Here is a 23,774-nt window from a genome sequence, read left to right as displayed (position 1 = left end):
TCGCCCCATGCCGCGGCGCGACGGGATCCTGTCCGAGCCGATCGACCTCGACGGGCCCCGCCGGCCCCGGGTGACGTACCCGGCGGTGGAGGCCACGCCCGGCCTGGCCATCACCCCCCGGGGCGAGCGGGCCCCGTGGACGGTGGTGTCGGCCCGGGCCGACCAGCTGTACGCCCGCGACCCCGCCGGCCGCCAGCACCTGCTGCGCCCCGTGCCCGGAGCCTTCACCGTCGGGGGCCGGGCCGTGACCCTGGTGGCGCCCCGGCCCCGGCCGGCCCCGGCCGCCGCCGCCCGCACGGCGTCGGGGTCGGTGGCCGCCCCGGCGGCGCCGGCCCGGGTGGCCCGGGCCAGCCGCATCCTGGTCGAGGGCCTCCACGACGCCGAGCTGGTGGAGAAGGTGTGGGGCGACGACCTGCGGGGCGAGGGGGTGGTGGTCGAGGTCCTGCACGGGGCCGACGACCTGGCCGCCGTGGCCCGCGCCTTCGGTCCCCGCCCCGGCCGGCGCCTGGGCATCCTGCTCGACCACCTGGTCGACGGGTCGAAGGAGACCCGCCTGGCCGCCGCCGTCGGCCACCCCGACGTGCTGGTCACCGGCCACCCCTTCGTCGACGTGTGGCAGGCGGTCCGGCCCGCGGCCCTGGGCATCGCCGCCTGGCCCGCCGTGCCGCCGGGCACGCCGTGGAAGGAGGGCGTCATCGCCGCCCTGGGCTCGCGGGAGGAGCCCCGGGCCTTCTGGCGCCGGGTCCTGGCCGCGGTGGGCGACTGGACCGACCTGGAACCGGCCCTGATCGGCGCGGTGGAGCAGCTCATCGACTTCGTGACCGAGCCCGCGCCGGCCTAGCCCCTCGGTACGCTCGCCCCATGGAACGGGCCATCCCCCTCGGCCGCCTGGCCGGCGTCCGCATCGGGATGAGCTGGGTGGTCCCCTTCGTCGCCGTCCTCTACGCCCTGACCCTCCGCCAGGGCCCCCTGCCGGCGGCGGTGCCCGGCGAGCCCCCGTCCACCTACTGGGCCGTGGCCGTTGTGGGCGCCGCCCTGTTCTTCCTCTCGCTCCTGGCCCACGAGATGGGCCACGCCCTGGTGGGCCGGCGCGAGGGCATGGACGTCCGGGGCATCACCCTCACCCTCTTCGGCGGGCACACCCAGTTCGCCACCGAGGCCGGCACCCCGGGGGCCGAGCTGCGGGTCAGCGGGGTGGGCCCGCTGGCCAACGTGGCCTGCGCCGCGGTGTTCCTGCTGCTGGGCCTGGCCGTCGACGGCGGCCTGGGCCCCATGGCCGTGGTGGGCGAGATGCTGGCCTGGCTGGCCTTCGTCAACCTGCTGCTGGCCGCGGTCAACCTGCTGCCCGGCGACCCGCTCGACGGCGGGGCGGTGCTGGGGGCCCTGGTGTGGATGGTGACCGGGGACCGGACCCGGGCCCAGACCGTCACCGCCACCATCGGCTTCGTCATGGGCGTGGTGCTGCTGGTCGGGGGCGGGTGGCTGCTGCTGGCCGAGGCCGACGACCGCGGGCTGTGGCTCCTGTTGATCGGGGCGTTCATGGCCGGCAACGCCCGCAGCCGCCTGCGGGCCGCCCCGGCCCTGGGGGCCCTGCGCGAGGCCCGCATCGGCGCCGTCATGCAGCCCGACCCGCCGGTGGTGCCCGAGTGGACCACGCTCAGCGACGTCGTGGCCCGGGCCCCGGGCTGGGCGCCCCACACCGCCTTCCCGGTCCAGGCCTCCGACGGGCGCATCACCGGCCTCCTCACCGCCGAGCTGGTGATGGCCGTCGACCCGCACGACTGGCCGGCGGTGCGGGCCGTGGACGTGGCCTGGCCCCTCGACCGGGTGCCCACCGCCCTGGTCGACGACCCGGTGCTGGCCACCCTGCAGCGCAGCGAGGCGGCCGCCGTCGACCGGGTGCTGGTGCTGTGGCCCGACGGGCGGGTGGCCGGGGTGGCGGGCCACGACGCGGGTGAGCGCGCCCTCCGCCAGCGGGCCAGGAGCTGACCGGCCAGGGGCTACGGTCCGCGGCCATGGCCGACGAGACCTCCCCGCCCGTGCAGTACCGCCTCGACGGTGCCGTCGCCGTGGTCACCCTGGACGACGGCAAGGCCAACGCCATCGGCCACCCGACCCTGGAGGCCCTCCACGGCGCCCTGGACCGGGCCGAGGACGAGGCCACCGCCCTGGTGCTGGTGGGCGGGGCCCGGACCTTCTCGGCCGGCTTCGACCTCAAGGTCATGACCGAGAGCCCGCAGGCCATGCAGGGCCTGGTGCTGGCCGGGGCCCGGTTCTGGATGCGCCTCTACGGCACGTCGCTGCCCACCGTGGCGGCCTGCACCGGCCACGCCCTGGCCGGCGGGGCGGTGACCCTCCTGTCCTGCGACGAGCGCATCGGGCCGGCCGACGTGCCGGCCAAGGTCGGCCTGAACGAGGTGGCCATCGGCCTCACCCTGCCCGTGTTCGCGGTGGAGCTGGCCCGCGACCGCCTGGCCCCGCCGCACCTGGCCCGGGCCGTCCTGGGCCAGGTCTACGACCCGGCCGGGGCGGCCGAGGCCGGCTTCCTGGACCGCCTGGTGCCGTCGGCCGACGTGGTCACCGAGGCCCTGGCCGTGGCCCAGGAGCGGTCGGGGCTGCGCCGGGGGGCGGTGGCCCACACCAAGGCCGCCCTCCGCCGGGCCACCATCGACCAGGTGCTGGCCGGCCTGGAGGACGACATCGCCCTCCTCTCCGGCCCCGACGGGGCCTGACCGCCAGCGCTCCCCCTCCCGCTCACCCCTCCCGGTCGGGGGCCGGGGCCAGGGTGAGCTCCAGGTGGAGGCCGAGGTGGTCGGACAGGAAGGGCAGGCGGTGGCGGTCGGGGGCGTCGGCCCGCCGGGGGAAGGGCCGACGGCGCAGGACGGCGTGGCGCACCGCCAGGCCGTGCTCGGGCCGGGGGCGCTGCAGGAACACCCGGTCGATGCGTTCGGCCGGGTCGACCGGCGAGGCCGGGCCCTCCGGGGTCGGCGCCTCCGGGGCGGGATCGTCGTCGGGGGCGAAGCGGGGATCGGCGGGGTCCAGGCGGCCCAGCTCGCCCCCCACCCGCTCCAGGCCGGAGGTCGGGCCCGGGCCCGAGCCCAGGCCGAGCCACAGGTCCTCCAGGCCGGCCGGGGCCAAGGTGGCGGCCAGGTCCCGGTCGGTCCGGCCCCCGGCCGGCACGTTCACGTCCCCCACCACCAGGGCCAGGTTGGCCGGTTGGTGGGTGGCGTCCACGAAGGCCACCAGCTCCTCGGCCTGGGCCCGGCGCACGGCGTCGGTGCCGGCCACCCGGTCACCGGCCACCGGGAACAGGCCGCCCCCGGCGCACAGGTGGGTGCTGTACACCTCGACCCGGCCCGGCAGGCCCACGTCCACCTCCACCAGCAGCACGCCCTTGGCCGCCCACGGGTCGGCGTCGGCCAGGCGGTGGCCGGCCGCGGTGTAGCGGTGCCGCTCGACCCGCGTCACCGCCGGCCCGTCGACCAGGGTGGCCAGCCCGCTGGAGGTGGCGGTCCGGCCCCCGGCCCGACCCCACCCGCCCTCGGGCCCCACGGCCACGGCCGGCCGGGGGGCGTCGGCGGGCCAGCCCTCCAGCACCCGCCGGCGGTCCTCGACCGCGAAGGCCTCGGCCAGGGCCACCACGTCGTAGGCGCCGACCACGGTCCGCCCCAGCTCGGTGGCCCGGTCGGCCGCCGCCGGGGCCGCTCCCGGCTCCCAGCGCAACGGGCCCACCCCGACCCGCAGGGGGCGGAGCAGGAAGGCGTTGAGGAACAGCAGGCGGAGCTCGGTCACCGGTGCGGGTCCCGGTGCACGGCCAGGCCCTCGGGGGTGACCATGTGGCCGGTGAGGGTGCGATCGGCGTGGCGCAGGCGCCAGCGCATCATCTCGGCCAGCCGGTCGGCCACCACCGCCGAGCTGCCCGGGTCGCCGACCCGGTCCTCGACCTGGTCGGGGTCGTCATCGAGGGCGAACAGCAGCGGGGGCAGGACCTCGGGATCGGCCGCGAACTGCACGTACTTCCACCCCGCCCCCCGGCTCACGGCCAGGCAGCACTGCTCCATGGGGATGCCCAGCAGCCCCTCGGCCAGGTGGAGCCACGGGTTGCGGAAGTCCCACTCCCAGTGGACGGTGTCGCGCCACCCCTCGGGGCCGGTGGGGGGAGGGGTGTCGTGGAGGAAGGGCTGGAGCGACCGCCCGTCGCACTGGAGCGGCGGCTCCACCCCCATCCACGTGCACAGGGTGGGCAGCACGTCCACGTGCTCGGTGGGGGCGGCGACCACCGAACCCCGGGTGGCGTCGGCCTCGGCCCGGGGGTCGCAGACGATCAGGGGCACGTGGTAGCTCTCGTCCCAGTAGCCCAGCTTCTCGACCAGCCAGTGGTCGCCGTTCTGGTCGCCGTGGTCGGAGGTGAGCAGCACCAGGGTGTCGTCGGTCAGGCCGGCCTGGTCCAGCCAGGCGAAGAGCCGGCCCAGCTGGTCGTCGACCTCGGCCATCATCCCGTAGTACGTGGCCCGGAGCTGGCGCCGGTCGGCCTCCTCGGCCGGCGCGGCCACGCCGGGCAGGCTGGTGGCCACCGCGGCCAGCGGGTGGCTGGCCGCCTCCTCGGCCCGACTGCGGTGGCCCCGGAAGCCGGGCACGTCGTCGGCGGAGTAGAGGTCGTGGTAGCCGACGGGGTTGCGGTACGGCGGGTGGGGGCGGATGAAGCTGGCGTGCACGAACCAGGGCTCGTCGTCGCGCCGCTCCAGCCACTCGACCAGGCGCTCGACCACGAAGGCGGTCTCGGTGTGCTCGGGCCCGAAGCGGGTCGGGGCCCACCACTCGCTGTGGGTGCCGGCGCCGGGGTGGCCGAGGTCCGGGAGGTACAGGTCGCGGGGCTCCGACGGGACGTCCACCCCCTTGCCGGCCAGCCACCGGGCCCACTCCAGGGGCCCGGCCCCCTCGGAGGGGTCGTTGAGCACCACGTCGAAGCCGGGCAGGACGCCCTCGTAGGAGCGGAGGCGGGGATCGTCGGCCTCCACCGCCCGGGGGTCGACGGTGGTGTCGGTGTAGCCGAACAGGGCGGGTCGGTAACCGGCCCGCCGGGCCTCCAGGGCCACGTTGGTGAACCTGGTGTCGAGCGGCGTGCCGTTGAGCACCGAGCGGTGGTTCATGGCGTACATGCCGGTGTGCAGGGTGGCCCGGGACGGCCCGCAGGGGGCGACGTTGGCCCAGTGCTTGGCGAAGCGCACCCCCCGGGCGGCCAGCGCGTCGAGGGTGGGGGTGCGGACCAGCGGGTGCCCGGCGGCCGAGAGGCAGTCACCGCGCCACTGGTCGACCGTGATGTGGAGGACGTTGCCGCGGGGCATCGGCGGAGGCTAGCCAGGGGGTCGGGTCCGGTCAGGGGGGCGGGGCGTAGGCGGTGGCCGGGCCGCCGTCCACCTGGAGCCGGATCTGCCGGTCCATCCACTCCCACAGGTGGCGCTGCTCCGGGGTCATGGGCGGGGCCAGCAACAACCCGCTCCGGGCCGCGTCGTCGGCCTGGGCGATGGCCGCGGTGGCGTGGCGCACCCGCCGGACGTCGGCGGCGCCGTACTCGGCCACCAGGTCCACCAGGTGACGGCCCGCCTCCCGGGCCTGGCGGGCCTGGTCGTGGATGGAGGTGCGCTGGGCCTCGATGCCGGCCCGGCCCCCCACGAAGCCCTCGACCACGCTCGCCTCCACCGTGGGGCGGGCGGCGGGGCCGGCCCCCAGGTCGGCCAGCTGGATCTCGCGCTGCAGCCCGTCCAGGGCGGCCAGCAGGTCCAGGACGGCGGCGGCCGGGGCGGCCCGCATCTCGACCCGGCGGCGGGCGCCGCCGGCCGCCGGGGTCACGGCACCATCTGGGCGTGCCAGTCGAGCTCGAACCACACCGACTTCCCCCCGGCCGACGTGGTGGTGCCCGAGGCCCGGGCCAGCGCCTCGACCAGGTGCAGGCCGCGGCCCGACAGGGCGTCGACGCGGTAGTCGCAGGGGTGGGGCGGGCGGGGGTCGCCGTCGAGCACCTCGACCCGCAGGCGCTCCCGGTGCTCGAGGGCCACCGTGAAGGGCGTGCGGGCGTGGAGCACGGCGTTGCTGGCCAGCTCGCTGACCAGCAGGGAGCAGGTGGCGACCAGCTCGGTGTCGGCCCCCCAACCCTCCAGGGTGGTGGCACAGAACAGTCGGGCCCGGCCGACGCTCGCGGGGTCGGCGTCGAGGTTGATCCTCGTCCGCACGGGTGGGGAGACTACTGGCACGACAGCCGTCAAGTGTGCCGTCCGTTGGCCTCGGGGGCGGGCCGGCGAGCGAGGGGCGGCGCCGGTGCGCCCGTGATGGGCCCGCACCCGCCAGACTGCACGGCATGTCTCCGGGACCGGTCCGCCGCCGTGTCGCCCGGCGGTCCCCGCAGGAACGGCGCCAGGCCTTCCTCGACGCCGCCGTGGCCGCCATCCGGCGCGAGGGGGCGAAGGTGTCGATGGAGGCCATCGCCCGCGAGGCCGGCGTCACCAAGCCCATCGTGTACCGCCTGTTCGGTGACCGGGACGGCCTGCTCCGGGCCCTGGGCGAGAACATGGCCACCCAGGTCCTCCACGAGGTCACCCGGGCCCTGGAGGAGGCCGGCGACAACCCCAAGGAGATGCTGCGCACCGCCATCGCCGCCTACGTCGCCCTCATCGACGAGGACCCCGAGGTGTACCGCTTCGTCACCGAGCAGTCGAGCACCGCGCCGGGGGCCACCATCACCGGCCTGTCGGCCGACGTGGCCCGGGCCATCGCCGTGGTCCTGGGCGAGCAGCTCCGGTCCCGCAACGCCGACTCCGGGGCGGCCGAGCCCTGGGCCTTCGGCGTCGTGGGCATGGTCCACCTGGCCGGCGACTGGTGGGTGCGCACCCGCACCCTGCCCCGCGACCAGCTCGTGACCTACCTGGTCGACCTGCTGTGGGACGGCTTCGTCGCCCTGGGGCCGGTCCCGCCCTCCCCGCCGCCGGCCCCGGCCTGAGCGCCCAGGAACCGGAGCTGGGCGGCCAGCACCGCGGTGGCCGGGAGGTCGACGCCGGCGGCCCGGGCCGCGGCCAGGGGGGCGCCGTAGATGGCGTCGACCTCCATGTCCCGCCCGGCGTCGAAGTCCAGGCGCATGCTGGGGGCGTACGGGGTCATGGCCGCGGTGGCCCGCACCATCCGGTCCACGAAGCCGGGGGCGATGGCCCGCCCCTGGGCCGCGGCGCCGGCCCGCACCTCCTCCATCAGCGTCCGGACCAGGACCACGGCCGCCGGGTCGGCCACCAGCTCGTCGGTGCGGGCCCGCAGGACGACGGCCAGGCCGTTGAACGGGACGTTCCACACCAGCTTCTCCCAGCGCCCCTGGACCAGGTCGGGGGCGGCCACGCCCCCCACCCCGGCCGCCTCCAGGTCGGCCACCACCGCCTCCACCGCCGGGGTGATCCCGGCCGGGGCCAGGTCGTCCCGGTGCTCCCCCACCGTCACCCGCCCGAAGTCCAGGTGCTCGATGCGCCCGGGGCCCACCCGCTGCGAGCACACGAAGGCCATGCCGCCCAGCACGGTGGCCCCCGGGGCCAGGCCCGCCACCCGGGCCTCGACCCCCAGCCCGTTCTGCAGGACCAGCACGCTGGCCCCGGGCCGGTCCCGGGCCACCTCGGCCGCGGTGGCCCGGGCCGACGGCGAGGTGGTCTTGGCCGCCAGCACCACGACGTCCACCTCGGGGACGGTGGCCGGGCCGCGGTGGACCGGCAGGCGGGCGGCCACGTCGCCCAGCGGGGAGGAGAGGTGCAGGCCGTCGGCCTCCAGGGCATCGGCGTCGCCCCGGGCCACCAGGTGGACCTCGCACCCGGCGGCGTGGAGCCGGGCCGCGTACAGCCCTCCCACCCCGCCCACCCCCACCACCGCGTAGCGCCGAGGGGGAGCCATCCGGGGCAACCTACCGGGCCGCCCCGGCCGGAGGATCGGCGGGGCGGGGCAGGATCCACGGGTCGTCCCACAGGTCCCGGGGCCGGGCCGCCAGGTCGACCGCCGGGTCGATCAGGCGGGCCGGCGGGTGCCCGTTGAGCGAGAGCCAGGCGTCGACCCGGACCTCGACGTGGCGGCCCCGGGCCTCCTGCTGGGCGGCCAGGGCCCGGGCGGCCTGGTGGATGAGGTCGGGCTCGGTGGCCATGACCTGGCGCTGGGACCGGGTGTAGAGGCCGCTGCCGTCGGTGGCCCACCGGCGCCCGGTGGCCGGCTCGTGGAGCAGGAAGGTGACGGAGCCGGCCTTCTCGGTCAGCAGCACGTTCCAGGCGAAGCGGTAGCCCTGCGCCGACCACCGGTGGTCGCCGCCGTAGGCCAGGTGCCGGACCGGCAGCGCCAGCTGCACCACCACCCACAGGGTGGCCAGGGCCAGGGCGGCCCGGCTGGCCGCGGGCCGGGCCACCACCGCGCCGCCACCGCCCCCACCGCCGGCCGCGGCCACCGTCGCGGGCCCCACTGCCGGCCCGGGGCCGGCCCGGGACCGGCCGGCCCACCGAGCTCGGGCCCGGGAGGCCAGGGCCCGGGGCCAGTCGGGGGCGAAGAAGACGGTGGCGGCCCCGACCATGAGCCACGGGAACACGCCGATGGGGAACAGCGCCCAGGTGCTGACGTGGAAGGCCACGAGGGCGCCCCAGGCCCATGGGCGGGTGCGCCGGGCCAGGAGCAGGGGTACCACGGCGCAGTCGAAGGCGGCCCCGGCCACCGACAGCACGTGCGCCGTGGCCACGTGCTCCAGCGCCGGGCCGACCACCGCCAGCCCGGACCGGGCCGGCAGCCACAGCCGCAGCGGCTCGGCCCGCAGCAGCCAGTCGCCCTGGAGCTTGGCCACCCCGGCCGAGGCGTAGACCACGCCGACCTGGAACCGCAGCAGCCACACCCACCCGCGGGCCACCGGCCGGGGCCCGCCCCGCCGCCGGGTGTCGAGGCTGCCCGCCGCCCCCCAGGGGACGACGGTGCCCAGGGCCAGCACCAGGGTCAGGAACCAGTAGTGGTTCAGGTAGGTGGTGGCGTCGATGAGCTCGACCCAGGCGAAGGCTCCCAGGAGCACGGCCGCCGCCACCCGGGTGCGCCAGCCCAGGGCCATGGCCAGCGACGCCCCGGCCAGCACGGCCACCAGGGCGGCCATCGCCGTCGGCCCGGGCTGGGGCACCCACCCCAGGCCCAGGTAGGTGAAGCGGTGGGCCGGGCCGGCGTAGAGGCGGTCGATCCAGCCGTAGGCCACCACCCGGGCCGCGCTGAGCACGCCCACGGCCCCCACCACCACCCGCACCGCGGCCAGCGACGACCCGTCCACGGGCTCGGCGGCCCGGGCCGCCAGGAGGCGGGGGGCGGACTGGCGGGCCGGCATCCGCGAAAGGTTAGGGTGCCCTAACCCACGTCGGGTCCACGCCGTCCCTGTCGCCCTCCCCTCAGGTAGGACCGCCCATGAAGACCTCCGTCGCCCGCCTCCTCGCCGCCGGCCTGGCCCTCTCCCTCCTGGGGGTGGCCTGCTCCGACGACGACCCCGCCGCCGAGGGCGACGAGGCCACCACGACCACGGCCGCCGGGGGCTCCGGCAGCAGCGCGGGCGACGAGGCGGCCACCCCCCTCGATCCCGAGCGGGCCACCGCCGCGGCCACCACCTACGCCGACCTGGTGTTCACCGCGTACGACGACACCGTCACCGCCGCCACCGAGCTGCAGGAGGCGGTGGACACCTTCGTGGCCGCCCCCGACGAGGCCGGCCTGGACGCGGCCAAGCAGGCCTGGCTGGACGCCCGCGACGTCTACGGCCCCACCGAGGTGTTCCGCTTCTACGACGGCCCCATCGACGACCCCGAGGACGGGCCCGAGGGCCAGATCAACGCCTGGCCCATGGACGAGGCCTACGTGGACTACGTCGAGGACGACCCCGACGCCGGGATCATCAACGACGCCGAGGGCACCCCGGAGATCACCGCGGAGGGCATCGTCGAGGCCAACGAGGCGGGCGGGGAGACCAACATCTCCACCGGCTGGCACGCCATCGAGTTCCTGCTGTGGGGCCAGGACCTGAGCGACGACGGGCCCGGCGCTCGGCCCGTCACCGACTACACCGACTCGCCGGTGGCCGAGCGGCGGGGCGCCTACCTGAGCGCCCTGGCCGAGCTGCTGGTGGCCGACCTCACCTCGGTGCGCGACGAGTGGGACCCCGAGGGCGGCGCCTACCGGGAGGACTTCCTGGCCGACCCCGACCAGGCCGTCACCAACATCCTCCGGGGCATGGGCGCCCTGTCGGCCGGCGAGCTGGGCGGCGAGCGCATCCTGGTGGCCTACGACACGCAGGACCAGGAGGACGAGCACTCCTGCTTCTCCGACAACACCACGGCCGACGTCGTGGGCAACGCCCGGGGCATCCTCGTCGCCTACACCGCGGACTGGCCCGGGGTGGAGGGCACGTCGCTCTCCGAGGTGGTGGCCGAGGTGGCCCCCGAGCTCGACACCGCCCTGCGGACCTCGCTGGACGAGACGGTGGCCGCCGCCGAGGCCCTCGAGCCCCCCTTCGACCAGCTCCTCACCGACGACAGCGGCCGCGAGGCGGTGCGCACCCTGGGCGAGGACCTCCAGGCCCAGGGCGACGTGATCGCCGACCTGGCCGCCCGGCTGGGCTACGAGATCAGCCTCGACATCTGAGGTCCCGACCCTGACCGGCGCCCCGCCCCCGACGCTCCCCCCCGGACGGGGGCGGCGCCTCTCGCGCCCCCTCCTCGGGGCGGCGGCGCTGGCCGCGGCCCTGGCCGCCCTGGCCTGCTCGGGGGGCGCCGGTGGCGAAGCGGCCGGCCCATCGCCCACGACCGCGGCCCGGCGGGCCCCCGCCGCCGAGCGGGCGGCCCAGGGCGGCGACGCCACCGTCGCTGTGGCGGGCGCCGGGGCCTACGCCCAGCCGGTGCCCGGCCTCGACCCCGAGCAGCGCCGCTTCTTCGCGGTGGGCAACAACTTCTTCAACGACAACTGGGTCACCGCCCCCGCCTCGACCACGGCCCGCGACGGGCTGGGGCCCCTCTTCAACGCCCAGTCCTGCTCGTCGTGCCACTTCCGCGACGGGCGGGCCCAGCCCCCCGACGGGCCCGACGACCCCGAACGGGGCCTGCTGGTGCGCCTGGGCGTCCCCGCCGCCGACGGCAGCGTGGACCCCCACCCCACCTACGGGGAGCAGCTCCAGGACCGCTCGGTCGACGGCGTGCCCGCCGAGGGCAGCATCGTCATCACCACCACCGAGCGCCCCGGCACCTACGCCGACGGCACCCCCTACACCCTGCGGGAGCCGCACTACGAGGTGCTCGACGCTGACGGGCGGCCCCTGGGCGATGACGTGGTGATCTCGCCCCGGGTGGCCCCGGCCATGTTCGGCATGGGCCTGCTGGAGGGGGTGCCGGCCGGCGCCGTGGTGGCGGCGGCCGACCCCCACGACGCCGACGGCGACGGCATCTCGGGCCGGGCCCCCATGGTGGTCGACCGGGAGACCGGCCAGCCGGTGCTGGGCCGCTTCGGCTGGAAGGCGGCGGAGCCGACGGTGGCCGACCAGGGGGCCTCGGCCTTCCGGGCCGACATCGGCATCACCTCGCCCCTGCGGCCCGAGCAGCCCTGCACCGCGGCCCAGGCGGCCTGCCGGGCCGGCCCCCACGGCGGCGACCCCGAGATCGAGGGCGAGCGCCTGGGCCGGGTCACCTTCTACACCCGGACCCTGGCCGTCCCGGCCCGGCGGGACGTGGGCGCCCGCCCCACCGACCGGGGCGAGGACGTGTTCACCGACGCCGGCTGCGCGGCCTGCCACACCGCCACCCTGGAGACGGGCCCGGCCGACATCGAGGCCCTCGACCGCCAGGTCATCCGGCCCTGGACCGATCTCCTGCTCCACGACATGGGACCCGGCCTGGCCGACGGCCGCCCCGAGGGCGACGCCTCCGGCACCGAGTGGCGCACCCCCCCGCTGTGGGGCCTGGGCCTGCTGGAGACCGTGAACGGCCACACCCGCCTCCTGCACGACGGGCGGGCCCGATCGGTCGAGGAGGCCATCCTGTGGCACGGCGGCGAGGCCCGGGCCGCCCGCGTCCGCTTCGCCGCCCTGCCCGCCGCCGACCGCCGGGCCGTCCTGGCCTTCCTCGCCTCCCTGTGACCGGAGCCGCCCCCGTGACCCGCCCCCTCCGCCTGCTCACCGCCCTCGTGGCCCTGGCCCTGCTGGCCCCGGCCTGCGGGGGCGACGGCTCCGGCTCGTCGACCGAGCCCGGCCCAGGGTCGTCGTCGGTGACCGAGGAGGAGCAGCGGGCTGCCCTGGCCAGCGCGGCCGACGAGATCGTCGTGCCCGGCTACCGGCTACTGGTGGACCGGCTCGAGGCGCTGGGCGTGACCCTGGCCGGGCTGTGCGCCCGCCCCGGGGCCGACCCCCTGGCCGAGGCCCGGGCCGCCTGGCGCGAGACGGCCCGCGAGTGGCAGGCCACCCGGGCCACCGCGGTGGGCCCGGCCATGGATCGCCGCCTCATGGCCGACGTCGGCTTCGCGGCCCGGGCCTCGTCGGTGGAGGACCTGCTGGAGGGCACCGACCCGGTCGACGTCGAGGGGCTGGCCACCACCGGGTCGGCCTTCCGGGGCATCTACGCCATCGAGCTGCTGCTCTTCGGCGACGGTGCCGACGAGCTGCTCACCGCAGCGGGGGCCCGCCGCTGCACCATGGCCACCTCGGCCAGCCGGCTGGCCGCCCGGGCCACCACGGCCGTCCTGGACGACTGGACCGGCGGCTACCGCGACCGGTTCGTGGCCGGGCTCGACGGCGGCCCGCTCACGAGCATCGACGCGCTGGTCAACCAACTGATCGCCGGCCTCACCGCCGTGGACGACTCCGGCCTGCGGGACCTGGTGGCGGCCGAGACCCTCGACGACGTCCCCACCACCCGGCGGGACGGCCCCGGCGCCACCCGCATGGACCAGCACCGGGCCGTGGTGGGGGCCGTGGCCACCGTCGTCCAGGGCTCGGCCCGGAAGGACAGGGGCCTGGCCGAGCTGGTGGGCGAGCGCTCCCCCGGCACCGGCGACCGCCTCCGGGACAGGGCCCGGGCCGCGGCCGCGGCCATGGGCGCCCTGCCCGACTCGGTGGCCGACTCCTTCGCGGCCCGGGAGGCCCTCGCCACCGCGGCCGAGGCCGTGGCCGCCCTGAAGGTGCTGCTGGCCACCGAGGTGGCCAGCCAGCTCGGCATCACCATCCGCTTCAGCGACGCCGACGGCGACTCCTGAGCGCCGTGGCCGGCGCAGCCCCGGGCCGGTCGAGGCGGTGGTCCCGGGCCGGGGTCCCGCTGGCCGTGGTGGCCCTGGCCGCGGCGCTGGCCGGTGTCCTGCTGGCCGGCGAGGACGACAGCGACCGCCCCGCCGGGCCCCGCGCCCGGGCCGAGCCGGCGCCGGTGGCGGTGGCCTCGGACGCCCCCCGGCACGCCACCCTGGCCGAGCTGGTGGCGGCCACCGACGTGGTGGTGCGGGCCGAGGTGGTGGCCACCGAGCGGGGGCGGCTCTTCGGCGACCCGGCCTCGGGGACGGCGGTCGAGTCCCGCCTGGTGACCCTGGAGGTGGCCGAGGTGGTGCGGGGCACCGGCATCGAGGCGGGCACCACGGTGCTGGTCGAGGAGGAGGGCTGGCTGCCCGACGGCGCCCCCCTGGTGGTGGACGGGGCGGCCCCCTCGGCGGTGGGCGACGACGGGCTGTGGTTCCTGGTGGCCGGGGGCGATCCCGCCGTCGACGCCTTCGTGGTCGTCAACGCCCAGGGCCGCTACCTGCTGTCCGGCCCCGGCGGCGGCCTCCGAGGGGCAGCCGGCGACGACCCCCTGGTGGCCGAGCTGGCCGCCCTCCCCCTCCCCGCCCTGGAGGCCCGCATCCGCGCCGCCTGATCCCTCCTGTCCGGACGAACACTTGTACGATAGGCTGCCGTCACCCTTCGAGGAGCGAGGACGAGGGCCCGGCCTGACCCGTCAGGCGGCGCCCGGGAGGCGGACGGCCACGGTGGTGCCCTGCCCCGGGGCGGAGCGGAGGGCCACCGTGCCGCCGTGGGCGGCGACGATGGCGGCCACGATGGACAGGCCCAGGCCGCTGCCCCCGGAGCGGCGCGAGCGGGAGACGTCGCCCCGGGCGAAGCGCTCGAAGGCCCGAGCCGCCACCTCGGGGGCCATGCCCGGGCCGTCGTCGGCCACCTCCAGCACCACGGCCCCGGGCCCGGCGGCGAGGCCCGGGCGAGCCGGCTCGGCGGCCAGGCGCACGGTCACGGTGGTGCCGTCGGGGGTGTGGTGGGTGGCGTTGCCGACCAGGTTGGCCACCACCTGGCGGAGGCGGTGGTCGTCGCCCGCCACCACCAGGGGGCCCGGGGCTCTGTCCAGGGCCACGGTGTGGCCGGGGTGGGCCACGGTGGCGTCGGCCACGGTGTCGGCCGCCACCGCCCCCAGGTCGACCGGGGCCCGCTCCAGCGGGCGGCCCTGGTCCAGGCGGGCCAGCAGCAGCAGGTCGTCGACCAGGGCGCCCATGCGGACCGCCTCCTGCTCGGTGCGTTCCATGGCCGCCCGCCGGGCCTCGGGGTCCTCCAGCCCGCCGTGGCGGTGGAGCTCGGCGTAGCCCCGGATGGTGGTGATGGGGGTGCGCAGCTCGTGGGAGGCGTCGGCCACGAACCGGCGCAGCCGCTCCTCGGAGGCGGTGCGCTCGGCGAAGGCCTCCTCGATGCGTCCCAGCATGCGGTTGAGGGCCACGCCCAGCTCGCCGGCCTCGGTCCGGGGGTCGGCCTCGGGCACCCGGTGGGAGAGGTCGCCGGCAGCGATGTCGGTGGCCGTGGCCGTCATCCGCTTCAGGGGCCGGACCCCGAGGCGCAGCACCCAGAAGGCCACCAGCGCCAGCACGGCCAGCACCAGGGTGGTGGCCCCCACCTCCACCGCCACCAGGCGACGGACGGCGGCGTCGACGTCGTCGAGGGGGGCGCCGACCAGGGTGGTGCCACCGGGCCGGACCCGGGCCACCACCCGGAAGCGCTCCACCCCCCCGTCGCCGGGCACGGTACGGATGCGGCCGGGGCGGGCCTCCAGGGCGGCCAGGGTGGCACGGTCGATGCGGGGCGTCGCGGCCTCGGAGCCGGCGGTGCGGGGGGAGGCCAGGGTGACGACCCGGGTGCCGTCGCTGACGCCGACCCAGATGGTGGAGGGCCCGGGCCGGTCCGACGGGTCCTCGACCCCCCCGCCCCCGGCGGGGCCACCGGGCCGGCCGGGCCGGAACTCGACCGCGGCCCGGGCCGACAGGCGGATCTGCTCGTCGACCCGGGCCACCAGGTCGGCCTGGGTGGTCCGGGCCACGACCACGGCCACCACCACCAGGACCACGGCCACCAGCCCCAGGCCCAGGCCCAGCCGGAGCCGGAGGCTCATCGGGGCGCCACCACCCTCAGGCCTGCTGGCGCAGCACGTAGCCCACGCCCCGGATGGTGTGGATGAGCCGGGGCTCGCCGTCGAGCTTCTTGCGCAGGTAGCCGACGTAGGTCTCGACGATGCCGCCGTCGCCACCGAAGTCGTAGCTCCACACGTGGTCCAGGATCTGGGCCTTGGACAGCACCCGGCCCTGGTTGGCCAGCAGGAAGCGGAGCAGGTTGTACTCGGTGGGCGAGAGGGCCACGTCGGCCCCGGCCCGGGTGACGCGGTGGGCGTCGTCGTCGAGGGCCAGGTCGGCGCAGCGCAGCACCGTGGCGGTGCGCTGGGCCCCGGTGCGGCGCAGCACGGCGTCGGTGCGGGCCACCAGCTCGTCCAGGCTGAACGGCTTGACCACGTAGTCGTCGCCGCCCAGGGTCAGGCCCCGCACCTTGTCCTCGGTGGCGTCCCGGGCGGTGAGGAACACCACCGGCACCCGGCTGCCGTCGGCCCGCAGGCGGCGGCACACCTCGAAGCCGTCGAGGTCGGGCATCATCACGTCCAGCACCACCAGGTCGGGCGGGGCGGCGGCCGCCGCGGCCAGGGCCTCGCGGCCCGAGGCCACCGCGGTGACCTGGTAGCCGTGGTGCCGGAGGGCGGCCTCCAGCATGGAGCGCAGGTTGTCGTCGTCGTCCGCGAGGAGGAGTCGCTCTCCGGCCATGGCCCCATCCTGGCCGCCGAACCTGGGAGCCACCTGGGAGCCAGCCGGGAGCGGGCCCGGGGGCAGCCGGTCAGGAGGCGGCGACGGCGGCGCCCTCGCCCACCTCGGGGAGGTGGTCGCGCAGGAGGAGCTGGTACTCCTCCAGCTCCAGGGGCCGCGACAGCAGGAACCCCTGGCCCTTGCGGCACCCCATCTCCTGGAGGCGGACCAGCTGCTCCTCGGTCTCGATGCCCTCGGCCACCACCGTGGTGACGTCCAGCGACTCGGCCATCTGGAGGATGGTCTTGGCCAGCCGGTCGCCCTTGGACGCCCCGTCCAGCTCGGCCACGAAGGCCCGGTCGATCTTGACCACGTCGACGGCGAAGCGCTGGAGGTAGGCCAGGGAGCAGTAGCCGGTGCCGAAGTCGTCGATGGCGATGCGCACCCCCAGGGCCCGGAGCTGGTCGAGCAGGTGGGCGGTGGCCTCGGTGTCGGCCATGAGGGCGGTCTCGGTGATCTCCACGGTGAGGCCGCGGGGGGGCAGGCCCGACTGGGCCAGGGCCACCGACACGCTGTCCAGGAAGCCGGGCGCCGCGAACTGCACCCCGGACACGTTGACCCCCACCGTCGACCCGCTGACCGCGGCCTGGCGGCAGGCCTGGTGCAGGACCCACTCGCCGATGGGCACGACCAGGCCGGTCTGCTCGGCCACCGGGATGAAGGAGTCGGGGGGGATCTCGCCCCGGTCGGGGTGCCGCCACCGGACCAGGGCCTCGGCCCCACCCACCAGGCCGGTGACCAGGTCCACGATGGGCTGGTACACCACCCGGAGCTGGTCGTTCTCCAGGGCCACCGACAGGTCGGTCTGGAGGGCCAGGCGGTCCGAGGCCGAGTCCCGCATGGCCGGGTCGAACACGCAGACCCGGCCCTTGCCGGCCCGCTTGGCCTCGTACATGGCGATGTCGGCGTCGCGCAACAGGCCCACGGTGCTGGCGTCGCCCATGGCCACGGCCACGCCGATGCTGGCCACCACGCCCAGCTCCATGTCACCCACCGGCACCGGCACCCGCAGGGCGTCCAGGATGCGGTTGGCGATGGTGGTCGACTGGCCGTCGATGGTGTCGTCCTCCAGCAGGACGGCGAACTCGTCGCCGCCCAGCCGGGCCGCGGTGTCGCCGGCCCGGAGGCAGCGCACGATGCGCTGGCCCACGGCCCGCAGGAGGGCGTCGCCGGCGCCGTGGCCCAGGCCGTCGTTGACGGCCTTGAAGTCGTCGAGGTCCACGAACAGCACGGCCACCGAGCACTGGGGCTCGCGCCGGCGGCGGTGGAGGGCGTGGTCGACCCGGTCGGCGAACAGGGCCCGGTTGGCCAGGCCGGTGAGGCTGTCGTGGAAGGCCTGGTGGCTCAGCTCGGCGGCCAAGGTCTTGCGGTCGGTGATGTCCCGCATGGTGAGGGCCAGCCCGTCGACCACGTCGTCGCCCACCAGGTTGGCCGCCACCACCTCGAACTCGCGGATGGTGCCGTCGGCGGCGATGAGGCGGGTCTCGAACCGGGACGTGCTGTGCCGCGGCCGGGAGGCGGCCTGGAACAGGTGGGTGGTGAGGGTGGCCACCTCGTCGGGGTGGGCGATGCGCCGCAGGGCGGTGCCCACGTGGCCCTCCGGGTCGCGCCCCAGGGCGGTGCGGAAGGCCGGGCTGACGTACTGGATCATGCCCTCGCTGTCGACCACGCTGATGACGTCGGTCGAGTACTCGACCAGGGCCTCGAAGCGGTCCTCGCCCTCCTGCACGGTGCGGGTCTGGACCGAGCCGACCAGCAGCGACAGCCGGCCCAGGGCCAGGGCGAAGACGGCCACGGTGGCCGCGGTGGCCGCCACCACGTCGTCGCGTTGGGGGTTGGCGGCCCCGAGCACCTGGGCCAGGAGGATGACCGGGGGCACCAGGGCGGTGACGACCAGGACGACGATCCGCCAGCGGTGGAGCTGGGCCGCCGGCGAGGGCGGGGCCAACCGGTCGCGGGCGCTGGGGTCGAGGGCGGCCGCGCCGAGGAGGGCGTAGGCGGCGACGAAGCCGAGCTGGACGGCCACCGCGTCGGGCGAGCCGCCGTCCACCTCGACCATCTGGCGGGCGCTCTCCACCCCCAGGAGCACCACCGCCCCGGCCAGGGCCAGGACCACGGTCGGGGAGCGGGTGGCCGTGCCGAACAGGAGCCGGAGGCCGAGCACCAGCAGCACGGTGGCCATGACCGGCTGGGAGGAGGCCCAGGCCAGGTCGACCCGGGACAGCGGGGGCCCCTCCAGCAGGGGGTCGACCAGGAAGGTCCAGGTCAGGAGGGCGGCGCCCACGCTGAAGATGGCGGCGTCGAGGGGGCCGAAGGGGTCACGGGCGGCGGTGGGCTCCGGGGTCCGGGCCAGCAGGGCCAGGCCCAGGGCCCCCACGCCCAGCACGAACAGGGTGTCGTGGACGGCGGGGGACGGTTCGGCGCCCACCTCCCGCTGCCACCAGCTCAGGACGTCGCCCGTCACCAGGGCGGCCAGGGCCCCCAGGTGGAGGCCCCAGGCCAGGCGGGGGGTCGGACGGCGGTGGGCCAGGCCGATCCCGGCGGCCACCACCGCGACCACTCCCAACCCGGCGCGCAGAGCGCCGGACCCCGGCTCGTGCAGCAGCAGGGCCCAGCCCGTGCCCACCACCGCGACGGCGGCCAGGAAGGCCACCGGCGCAGGTGAGAGGGCGCGGATCTGCATGGCCGTGCCCATCGGCCGCACCGGGGGTGACGTGAGGGGTGACTGCCGATGTCACCCCGTGGTGCGGGCCGGGCCGCCCTGCCACCGTCGGTCGCAGACCGTCGGCGGATGGCCCGGGCCGCCGGCGCCGGGCGCGCCCCACCGGCCCGCTCGTCGGCGCGGCGTCGCGCTCGGTCCCGGCTCTGTTGCAGTCACCGGGGCGAGGGGGTGCGACCGTCACCCGCGCCGCGGGCGAACCATGGGGCGCGTCGGGGTCAGCGGCGCCCGGAGCGGGAGCCGCCGCCGGAGCGGCCACCCCCGGACGGACCGCCACCCGAGCGACCGCCGCCAGAGCGACCGCCGGAGGAGCCGCCGGGGCGACCGGAGCCTCCGCCACCCGAGCGGGCCCCAGCCGGCCGGGGCCCGGGCCGGCCACCGGAGGGCCGGCCACCGCCGCCACCCCGGCGCTCCCCGTCCAGACCGAGCTGCTCGGAACCGCCTCGGCCCCCGCTGCGGGGCCGGCGCCGGGGGCCACCGCCGTCGGGGCGAGCGGCCCGGTCGCCGTCGCGGCCCTGCCCCTCCCCCGAGCTGCGGGGGCGGTCATCGCGCCCACCCCGGTTGCGGGGGCTGCGGGAGCGCCCGGACGACGGGTCGCCGTCACGGGACCCTCGGGACCGCTCGGCCGGGGCCGGCTCGGGAGCCCGCCGCTGCGCCACCGCGGCCTCGCCCAGGGTGGCCACGTCGGGCTCGACCAGCTCGACGTCCACGCCGGCCTGGCGCATCATCTTGGTCACCGCCCGGGCGTCGGCCGCGGGGGCCAGGGTGACGACCAGGCCCTCGGCGCCGGCCCGGCCGGTGCGGCCGGAGCGGTGGACGAAGTCCTTGGAGTCCGGCGGGGCGTCGAAGTGCACCACGCAGGCCACGCCGTCGACGTGGATGCCCCGGGCGGCCACGTCGGTGGCCACCAGGGCCTGGGCCCGACCGGTGGTGAAGGACCGCAGGGCCCGCTCGCGCTGGCCCTGCGAGCGGTTGCCGTGGATGGCCTCGGCGGCCACGCCCAGCTTGCCGAGCTGGCGGACCAGGCGGTCGGCGCCGTGCTTGGTCCGGCTGAAGACGATGGCCGGCCAGTGGGCCGCCACCACCTCGGCCGTGACCGCCACCCGGGTGTCGCGCTCGGCCCGCCACAGCACGTGCCGGTTGACCGGGGCGTCCTCGTCCTTCTCGACCCCGTGGCGGGCCGGGTCGCGCTGGTAGCGGCGGACCAGGGTGTCGATGTCGCCGTCGAGGGTGGCCGAGAACAGGAGGGTCTGGCGTTCGGGGTGGACCTGGTCCAGCAGGCGCTTCACCTCGGGCAGGAAGCCCATGTCGGCCATGCGGTCGGCCTCGTCGACGACCACGAAGGTGACCCGGTCGAGGCGGACGTCGCCCCGGTTCACCAGGTCGGCCAGCCGGCCCGGGCAGGCCACCACGACGTCGACCCCCTTGCGGAGGGCGGCCAGCTGGGGGCCGAAGCCGACGCCGCCGTAGAAGGCGTGGACGGTGCGGCGGACCGGGGCGAGCAGGTGGGCCAGCTCGTCACGGACCTGGGCGGCCAGCTCCCGGGTGGGCACCAGCACCAGCGCCTTGGGGCGCTTGGGGGCGGCGTTGCTGACTCGGGCGGCCAGGGGCAGGCCGAAGGCCAGGGTCTTGCCCGAGCCGGTCGGGGCCTTGCCACACACGTCCCGCCCGGCCAGGGAGTCGGGCAGGGTGGCAGCCTGGATGGGGAACGGCTCGGTGATGCCGCGGCGTTCGAGGGCGTGGGTCAGCTCGGCAGGCACGCCGAGCTCGGCGAAGGTGGGGGGCACGGAGGCTCCTGGGATCGATCGCACCGGGAGGGGGTGCGGGGCCGCAGCGAACCAAGGGTGGAGCTGTCGACCGGTCGAGAGGGCGGGATCGCCGTCGTGCTGCGCACCGGGACAGTGGCACCCGGAGGTGCCGTGATCCGACGACCCTACCGGGTGGGGCCCGGTCCTCCCCCATCCGACCCGGGGCGGCGCCGGGCGGCATCGGCCCGACGGGCCGGTCAGCCAGCCCGGATGAGGCCCAGGTTGCTGGCGAAGAGCAGGGCACCGGCCGCCACCCCGAAGGTGTGCCACACCTCGTGGTAGCCGAACCAGCGGGACGAGAGGCGGGGCCGGCCGGCGGCGAACAGGGCGGCGCCCACCGTGTAGAGGATGCCGCCCCCGGCGAACAGCGCCAGGCTGAGGGGCCGGCTCCACAGGGCCGGGAAGGCCAGCACCCCGGCCCAGCCCAGGACGATGTAGAGGGTGCCGCCCAGCTTCTTCAGGCGGTCGAAGGCCACCAGCTTCACCACGACGCCGGTGACGGCCCCGGCCCACATGAGCCCCAGCAGGGCGGCCCGCCACCACCCGTCGAGGAGCAGGAGGGCCACCGGCGTGGCGCTGCCGGCGATGAGCAGGTAGATCATCGAGTGGTCGGCCCGCTGCATGATCCGGCGGGCCCGGGCCGTGCGGGCGAAGACGTGGTAGGTGCCGCTGGTCAGGTAGAGCAGCACCGAGGTCACGCCGTAGACCCAGGCCGCCACCGTGGCCTCGGGGCTGGCTGCCGAGCGGACCAGCCACACCAACCCGGCCACCGACACCACCGCGGCCAGCAGGTGGAGGCGGCCCCGCAGCCGGGGGCGGTCGAGCACCAGGCGGATCTGGCCGAGGGCGTCGTCGATCTGGTCCATGGGGCTCACCTCCCGGGAGGGGCCACCGGCCCCGTCCTCCCGTCGGCCGGTCGCGGCCGCTCTTTGAGGGACCGTACCGAGCGGAGGCGGGACGGACGTGCGCGGCCGGTGAGGTTCTGGTCACGACGGGCCGGGCGCCCCTCCCCCGCCGGGGCCGCGACCCGGCCCTCCTACTGGAGGTCGGCCCAGGCCGCGGCCAGGCGGTCGCGCTCCCACACCCCGTCGTGGACGATGACCCGGTGGCGGACCCGCAGCTCCTCACCGGCGGCCAGGTCCAGGGGCTCGTGCCACAGGAAGGCGGCGTTGAGGAAGTTGGACCAGCCGTCGTCGCCGTAGGTGTCGGCCCGGGTGCTGCCGTAGAACGGCGTGGGGTGGCGCCGGTTGCCGGGGTGGTCGAGGAGGGCGATGCCGGCCCGGTCCCCCTCGGCCCCGCCGGGCGGCGTGCCGGTCAGGTCGCACCAGGCCGAGGCCTGGCCCAGCACCCGGTCGTGGGTGGAGCCGTCGGCCAGCAGCAGCGTGGTGTCGGTCCAGTCCCCCGCCCCCCGGACGGTGAGGCCGCCGTAGCCGCCCCAGGTGGTGAACGGCGTGCGGTCGAGCCGGCACGGGGCCCCGGGCACCAGCGTGGTGTCGAGGTCGATGGCGTAGGCGTCGGGGCCTAGGGGCACGTGGGTGAGGGTGCGCTCCTCGGTCAGGGCCACCGTCTCGCGGTCGGGCCGGGTCCAGGTCAGCGACCCTCGGAGGGCGACGACGCCGCCGGCCGCTTCCACCACCTCGGGCCGGTCGTCGTGGCGCAGCACCCCGTAGGGCTCCATCTCCTCCCAGAAGTTGTCGCCGTCGACGTACTTGATGGCGAACCACAGGGCGTGGTGCCAGGGGTGGTCGTCGGGGGCCTCGCGGGTCAGGACGTGGCCGGCCGGGGTGGTGACGGGGTGGACGAAGGGGCGGCGCCGGGCCCCCCAGTGGTAGGTCCAGCGCCCGGCCACGGTGGTGGTGCCCTCGCCCTGGGCCACCGGCGTGGGGGGCGGGTCGCCGGGGGCGGTCACGGCCGCCACCCGTCGAGGGCGGGGTCGTCGGGGGCGAGGGGCAGGGCCACCTCGCGGCCGGTGCGGGACGAGACGTACATGGCGGTCACGACCTCCAGGAGGGTGCGGGCATCGGCCAGGGTGACCGGCGGGGGGGCGCCGGCGGCCCGGGCCTCGGCGTAGCGCTGGAACTGGCCGATGTAGTCCTCGCCCCGGCCCGCGAACTGCTCGGCGGCGGCGTCCACGGTGGCCTGGAGCTCGGGGTCGGCGGCGGTGATGGCCCACGGCTCCTCGCCGTTGGTGTAGGGCGCGGTGCCCGACTCGGCCGACAGGTGCTCGAAGGTGAAGCGGTGGCGGGAGATCTCCACCGCCGAGCCCAGCGTGGCCGACAGGGTGGCCAGGGCGCCCGATGCGAAGCGGAGGGTCACCGCCGCGCAGTCCTCGACCTCGATGTCGTTGACCAGGGTGGCGGTGCGGGCCCACACCCCCACCGGCGGGCCCAGGACGAAGAGGGCCATGTCCAGGGCGTGCTCGGCGTGGGTCAGGAGCACGCCGCCCAGCTCGGTCTCCCACCGGCCCCGCCACGGCGTGGCGTAGTAGTCGGCACCCCTGAGCCAGGCCACGTCGATGTTGGCCACGTAGGGCCGGCCGGCCACGCCCGTGTCCACCAGGTGGCGGAGGCGCTGGAGCCCACGGCCGAAGCGGTACTGGAGGATGGGCATGACGGTGCGGCCGGTCTCGGCGACCAGGGCCGCCACCTCGTCCACCTCCCGCACCGAGCCGACCAGCGGCTTCTCGCAGATGACGTCCTTGCCGGCCCGCAGGCAGGCCTCGATCTGGGCCCGGTGCTGGGCCGGCGGGGTGCACAGGGCCACCACGTCGACGTCGGCGGCGGCCAGCACCGCGGCCAGGTCGGTCTCGGCCCGCACGTCGCGGAGCCAGCCCGCCACCTCGGTGGCCCGCTCGGCGTCGACGTCGCACACGGCCACCACCCGGAACCGGTCCCGCACCTCGGCGAAGGCCAGCACGTGCATCCGGCCGATGCCTAGGCCGACCACGGCCACCCGGGTGCGACCGTCGTCGGGCCCCGGAGCGGGCGGGGCCGGGACGGGGGGATCGGAGGCGTCGGTGGGAGGTGCGGCCATCGGCCCCGAGTCTGGCCGGCGCGGTGAGCCGGGCAACAGTGGGCTCGGCCCCCCGGGTA

21 protein-coding genes are annotated in these 23,774 nt (G+C 77.0%); 8 read left to right on the top strand and 13 right to left on the bottom strand.

What is annotated here, in order from left to right; translation table 11 throughout:
• The first annotated feature begins 7 nt into the window (after nt 1-7).
• The 3 genes from VEW93_12885 to VEW93_12875 are packed head-to-tail and all read left to right on the top strand — an operon-like array spanning nt 8 to nt 2,732.
• A complete protein-coding gene (locus tag VEW93_12885; GenBank protein ID HYI62688.1) occupies nt 8-841 on the top strand; it encodes a DUF3097 family protein in 834 nt (277 codons plus the stop codon).
• 20 nt (nt 842-861) lie between these two features.
• Nucleotides 862-1,989 (top strand): site-2 protease family protein, encoded by a 1,128-nt coding sequence (locus VEW93_12880; GenBank protein ID HYI62687.1) that lies wholly within the window; start codon nt 862-864, stop codon nt 1,987-1,989.
• A gap of 26 nt (nt 1,990-2,015) precedes the next feature.
• Nucleotides 2,016-2,732, top strand: coding sequence for a crotonase/enoyl-CoA hydratase family protein (locus VEW93_12875; protein HYI62686.1), 717 nt, complete (start codon nt 2,016-2,018; stop codon nt 2,730-2,732).
• A gap of 22 nt (nt 2,733-2,754) precedes the next feature.
• Here the strand turns inward: VEW93_12875 and VEW93_12870 are convergent, their stop codons facing one another.
• Genes VEW93_12870 through VEW93_12855 form a run of 4 tightly spaced genes read right to left on the bottom strand, consistent with a single transcriptional unit; the run spans nt 2,755 to nt 6,230 of the window.
• Nucleotides 2,755-3,792 carry an endonuclease/exonuclease/phosphatase family protein gene (locus VEW93_12870; protein ID HYI62685.1) on the bottom strand — a complete coding sequence of 346 codons (1,038 nt, stop codon included), beginning with the start codon at nt 3,790-3,792 and terminating at the stop codon, nt 2,755-2,757.
• Nucleotides 3,789-5,345, bottom strand: a complete 1,557-nt coding sequence (locus VEW93_12865; GenBank protein HYI62684.1) for an alkaline phosphatase family protein — start codon at nt 5,343-5,345, stop codon at nt 3,789-3,791. Before VEW93_12865 ends, VEW93_12870 begins: the two co-directional genes overlap by 4 nt.
• 31 nt (nt 5,346-5,376) lie before the next feature.
• Nucleotides 5,377-5,850, bottom strand: a complete 474-nt coding sequence (locus tag VEW93_12860) for a hypothetical protein (protein ID HYI62683.1) — start codon at nt 5,848-5,850, stop codon at nt 5,377-5,379.
• Nucleotides 5,847-6,230: an ATP-binding protein gene (locus tag VEW93_12855; protein ID HYI62682.1), complete on the bottom strand. Its 384-nt coding sequence runs from the start codon at nt 6,228-6,230 to the stop codon at nt 5,847-5,849. Before VEW93_12855 ends, VEW93_12860 begins: the two co-directional genes overlap by 4 nt.
• 125 nt (nt 6,231-6,355) lie before the next feature.
• On the opposite strand from VEW93_12855, the gene VEW93_12850 reads away from it, so the two are divergent.
• A complete protein-coding gene (locus tag VEW93_12850) occupies nt 6,356-6,994 on the top strand; it encodes a TetR family transcriptional regulator (protein HYI62681.1) in 639 nt (212 codons plus the stop codon).
• Here the strand turns inward: VEW93_12850 and VEW93_12845 are convergent.
• The gene (locus tag VEW93_12845) at nt 6,916-7,920 is read right to left on the bottom strand and encodes a 2-dehydropantoate 2-reductase (protein HYI62680.1); all 1,005 of its coding nucleotides are present in this window, start codon (nt 7,918-7,920) and stop codon (nt 6,916-6,918) included. The two genes, VEW93_12850 and VEW93_12845, sit on opposite strands and share 79 nt — an antisense overlap.
• 10 nt (nt 7,921-7,930) lie before the next feature.
• The gene (locus tag VEW93_12840; GenBank protein HYI62679.1) at nt 7,931-9,364 is read right to left on the bottom strand and encodes an HTTM domain-containing protein; all 1,434 of its coding nucleotides are present in this window, start codon (nt 9,362-9,364) and stop codon (nt 7,931-7,933) included.
• Between the two features lie 77 nt (nt 9,365-9,441).
• On the opposite strand from VEW93_12840, the gene VEW93_12835 reads away from it, so the two are divergent.
• The 4 genes from VEW93_12835 to VEW93_12820 are packed head-to-tail and all read left to right on the top strand — an operon-like array spanning nt 9,442 to nt 13,907.
• On the top strand, nt 9,442-10,668 hold the full coding sequence (locus VEW93_12835; GenBank protein HYI62678.1) for an imelysin family protein: 1,227 nt from the start codon (nt 9,442-9,444) through the stop codon (nt 10,666-10,668).
• A 10-nt stretch (nt 10,669-10,678) separates the two neighbouring features.
• Nucleotides 10,679-12,151, top strand: a complete 1,473-nt coding sequence (locus tag VEW93_12830) for a di-heme oxidoredictase family protein (GenBank protein HYI62677.1) — start codon at nt 10,679-10,681, stop codon at nt 12,149-12,151.
• A 14-nt stretch (nt 12,152-12,165) separates the two neighbouring features.
• Nucleotides 12,166-13,263: an imelysin family protein gene (locus tag VEW93_12825; GenBank protein HYI62676.1), complete on the top strand. Its 1,098-nt coding sequence runs from the start codon at nt 12,166-12,168 to the stop codon at nt 13,261-13,263.
• A gap of 5 nt (nt 13,264-13,268) precedes the next feature.
• Nucleotides 13,269-13,907, top strand: coding sequence for a hypothetical protein (locus VEW93_12820; GenBank protein ID HYI62675.1), 639 nt, complete (start codon nt 13,269-13,271; stop codon nt 13,905-13,907).
• Between the two features lie 81 nt (nt 13,908-13,988).
• On the opposite strand, the gene VEW93_12815 is transcribed toward VEW93_12820, so the two are convergent.
• The 7 genes from VEW93_12815 to VEW93_12785 form a co-directional block, all read right to left on the bottom strand.
• Nucleotides 13,989-15,419 carry a HAMP domain-containing sensor histidine kinase gene (locus VEW93_12815; GenBank protein ID HYI62674.1) on the bottom strand — a complete coding sequence of 477 codons (1,431 nt, stop codon included), beginning with the start codon at nt 15,417-15,419 and terminating at the stop codon, nt 13,989-13,991.
• 16 nt (nt 15,420-15,435) lie between these two features.
• Nucleotides 15,436-16,116, bottom strand: coding sequence for a response regulator transcription factor (locus VEW93_12810; protein ID HYI62673.1), 681 nt, complete (start codon nt 16,114-16,116; stop codon nt 15,436-15,438).
• Between the two features lie 70 nt (nt 16,117-16,186).
• On the bottom strand, nt 16,187-18,838 hold the full coding sequence (locus VEW93_12805; GenBank protein ID HYI62672.1) for an EAL domain-containing protein: 2,652 nt from the start codon (nt 18,836-18,838) through the stop codon (nt 16,187-16,189).
• Between the two features lie 254 nt (nt 18,839-19,092).
• Nucleotides 19,093-20,661, bottom strand: coding sequence for a DEAD/DEAH box helicase (locus tag VEW93_12800; GenBank protein ID HYI62671.1), 1,569 nt, complete (start codon nt 20,659-20,661; stop codon nt 19,093-19,095).
• Nucleotides 20,662-20,879: 218 nt separating this feature from the next.
• Nucleotides 20,880-21,548 (bottom strand): hemolysin III family protein, encoded by a 669-nt coding sequence (locus VEW93_12795; GenBank protein ID HYI62670.1) that lies wholly within the window; start codon nt 21,546-21,548, stop codon nt 20,880-20,882.
• A gap of 170 nt (nt 21,549-21,718) precedes the next feature.
• Entirely contained in the window at nt 21,719-22,591 is an 873-nt protein-coding gene (locus VEW93_12790; protein HYI62669.1) for a PmoA family protein, read from the bottom strand.
• Nucleotides 22,588-23,715, bottom strand: coding sequence for a Gfo/Idh/MocA family oxidoreductase (locus VEW93_12785; GenBank protein HYI62668.1), 1,128 nt, complete (start codon nt 23,713-23,715; stop codon nt 22,588-22,590). The genes VEW93_12790 and VEW93_12785 overlap by 4 nt, the downstream gene beginning before the upstream one ends.
• Nucleotides 23,716-23,774: the final 59 nt, after the last annotated feature.

Source organism: Acidimicrobiales bacterium, from assembly GCA_035630295.1.
GTDB lineage: Bacteria > Actinomycetota > Acidimicrobiia > Acidimicrobiales > Iamiaceae > Iamia.
The sequence above is the reverse complement of the archived record's forward strand: the minus strand, read 5'-3'. Positions and strand labels throughout refer to the sequence as shown.

Excerpts from the sequence above, each read along its gene's own strand:
- VEW93_12885 (HYI62688.1), top strand. The coding sequence starts at position 8 with ATGCCGCGGCGCGACGGGATCCTGTCCGAGCCGATCGACCTCGACGGG.
- VEW93_12880 (HYI62687.1), top strand. The coding sequence starts at position 862 with ATGGAACGGGCCATCCCCCTCGGCCGCCTGGCCGGCGTCCGCATCGGG.
- VEW93_12875 (HYI62686.1), top strand. The coding sequence starts at position 2,016 with ATGGCCGACGAGACCTCCCCGCCCGTGCAGTACCGCCTCGACGGTGCC.
- VEW93_12865 (HYI62684.1), bottom strand. The coding sequence starts at position 5,345 with ATGCCCCGCGGCAACGTCCTCCACATCACGGTCGACCAGTGGCGCGGT.
- VEW93_12850 (HYI62681.1), top strand. The coding sequence starts at position 6,356 with ATGTCTCCGGGACCGGTCCGCCGCCGTGTCGCCCGGCGGTCCCCGCAG.
- VEW93_12845 (HYI62680.1), bottom strand. The coding sequence starts at position 7,920 with ATGGCTCCCCCTCGGCGCTACGCGGTGGTGGGGGTGGGCGGGGTGGGA.
- VEW93_12840 (HYI62679.1), bottom strand. The coding sequence starts at position 9,364 with ATGCCGGCCCGCCAGTCCGCCCCCCGCCTCCTGGCGGCCCGGGCCGCC.
- VEW93_12835 (HYI62678.1), top strand. The coding sequence starts at position 9,442 with ATGAAGACCTCCGTCGCCCGCCTCCTCGCCGCCGGCCTGGCCCTCTCC.
- VEW93_12815 (HYI62674.1), bottom strand. The coding sequence starts at position 15,419 with ATGAGCCTCCGGCTCCGGCTGGGCCTGGGCCTGGGGCTGGTGGCCGTG.
- VEW93_12810 (HYI62673.1), bottom strand. The coding sequence starts at position 16,116 with ATGGCCGGAGAGCGACTCCTCCTCGCGGACGACGACGACAACCTGCGC.
- VEW93_12805 (HYI62672.1), bottom strand. The coding sequence starts at position 18,838 with ATGCAGATCCGCGCCCTCTCACCTGCGCCGGTGGCCTTCCTGGCCGCC.
- VEW93_12795 (HYI62670.1), bottom strand. The coding sequence starts at position 21,548 with ATGGACCAGATCGACGACGCCCTCGGCCAGATCCGCCTGGTGCTCGAC.
- VEW93_12785 (HYI62668.1), bottom strand. The coding sequence starts at position 23,715 with ATGGCCGCACCTCCCACCGACGCCTCCGATCCCCCCGTCCCGGCCCCG.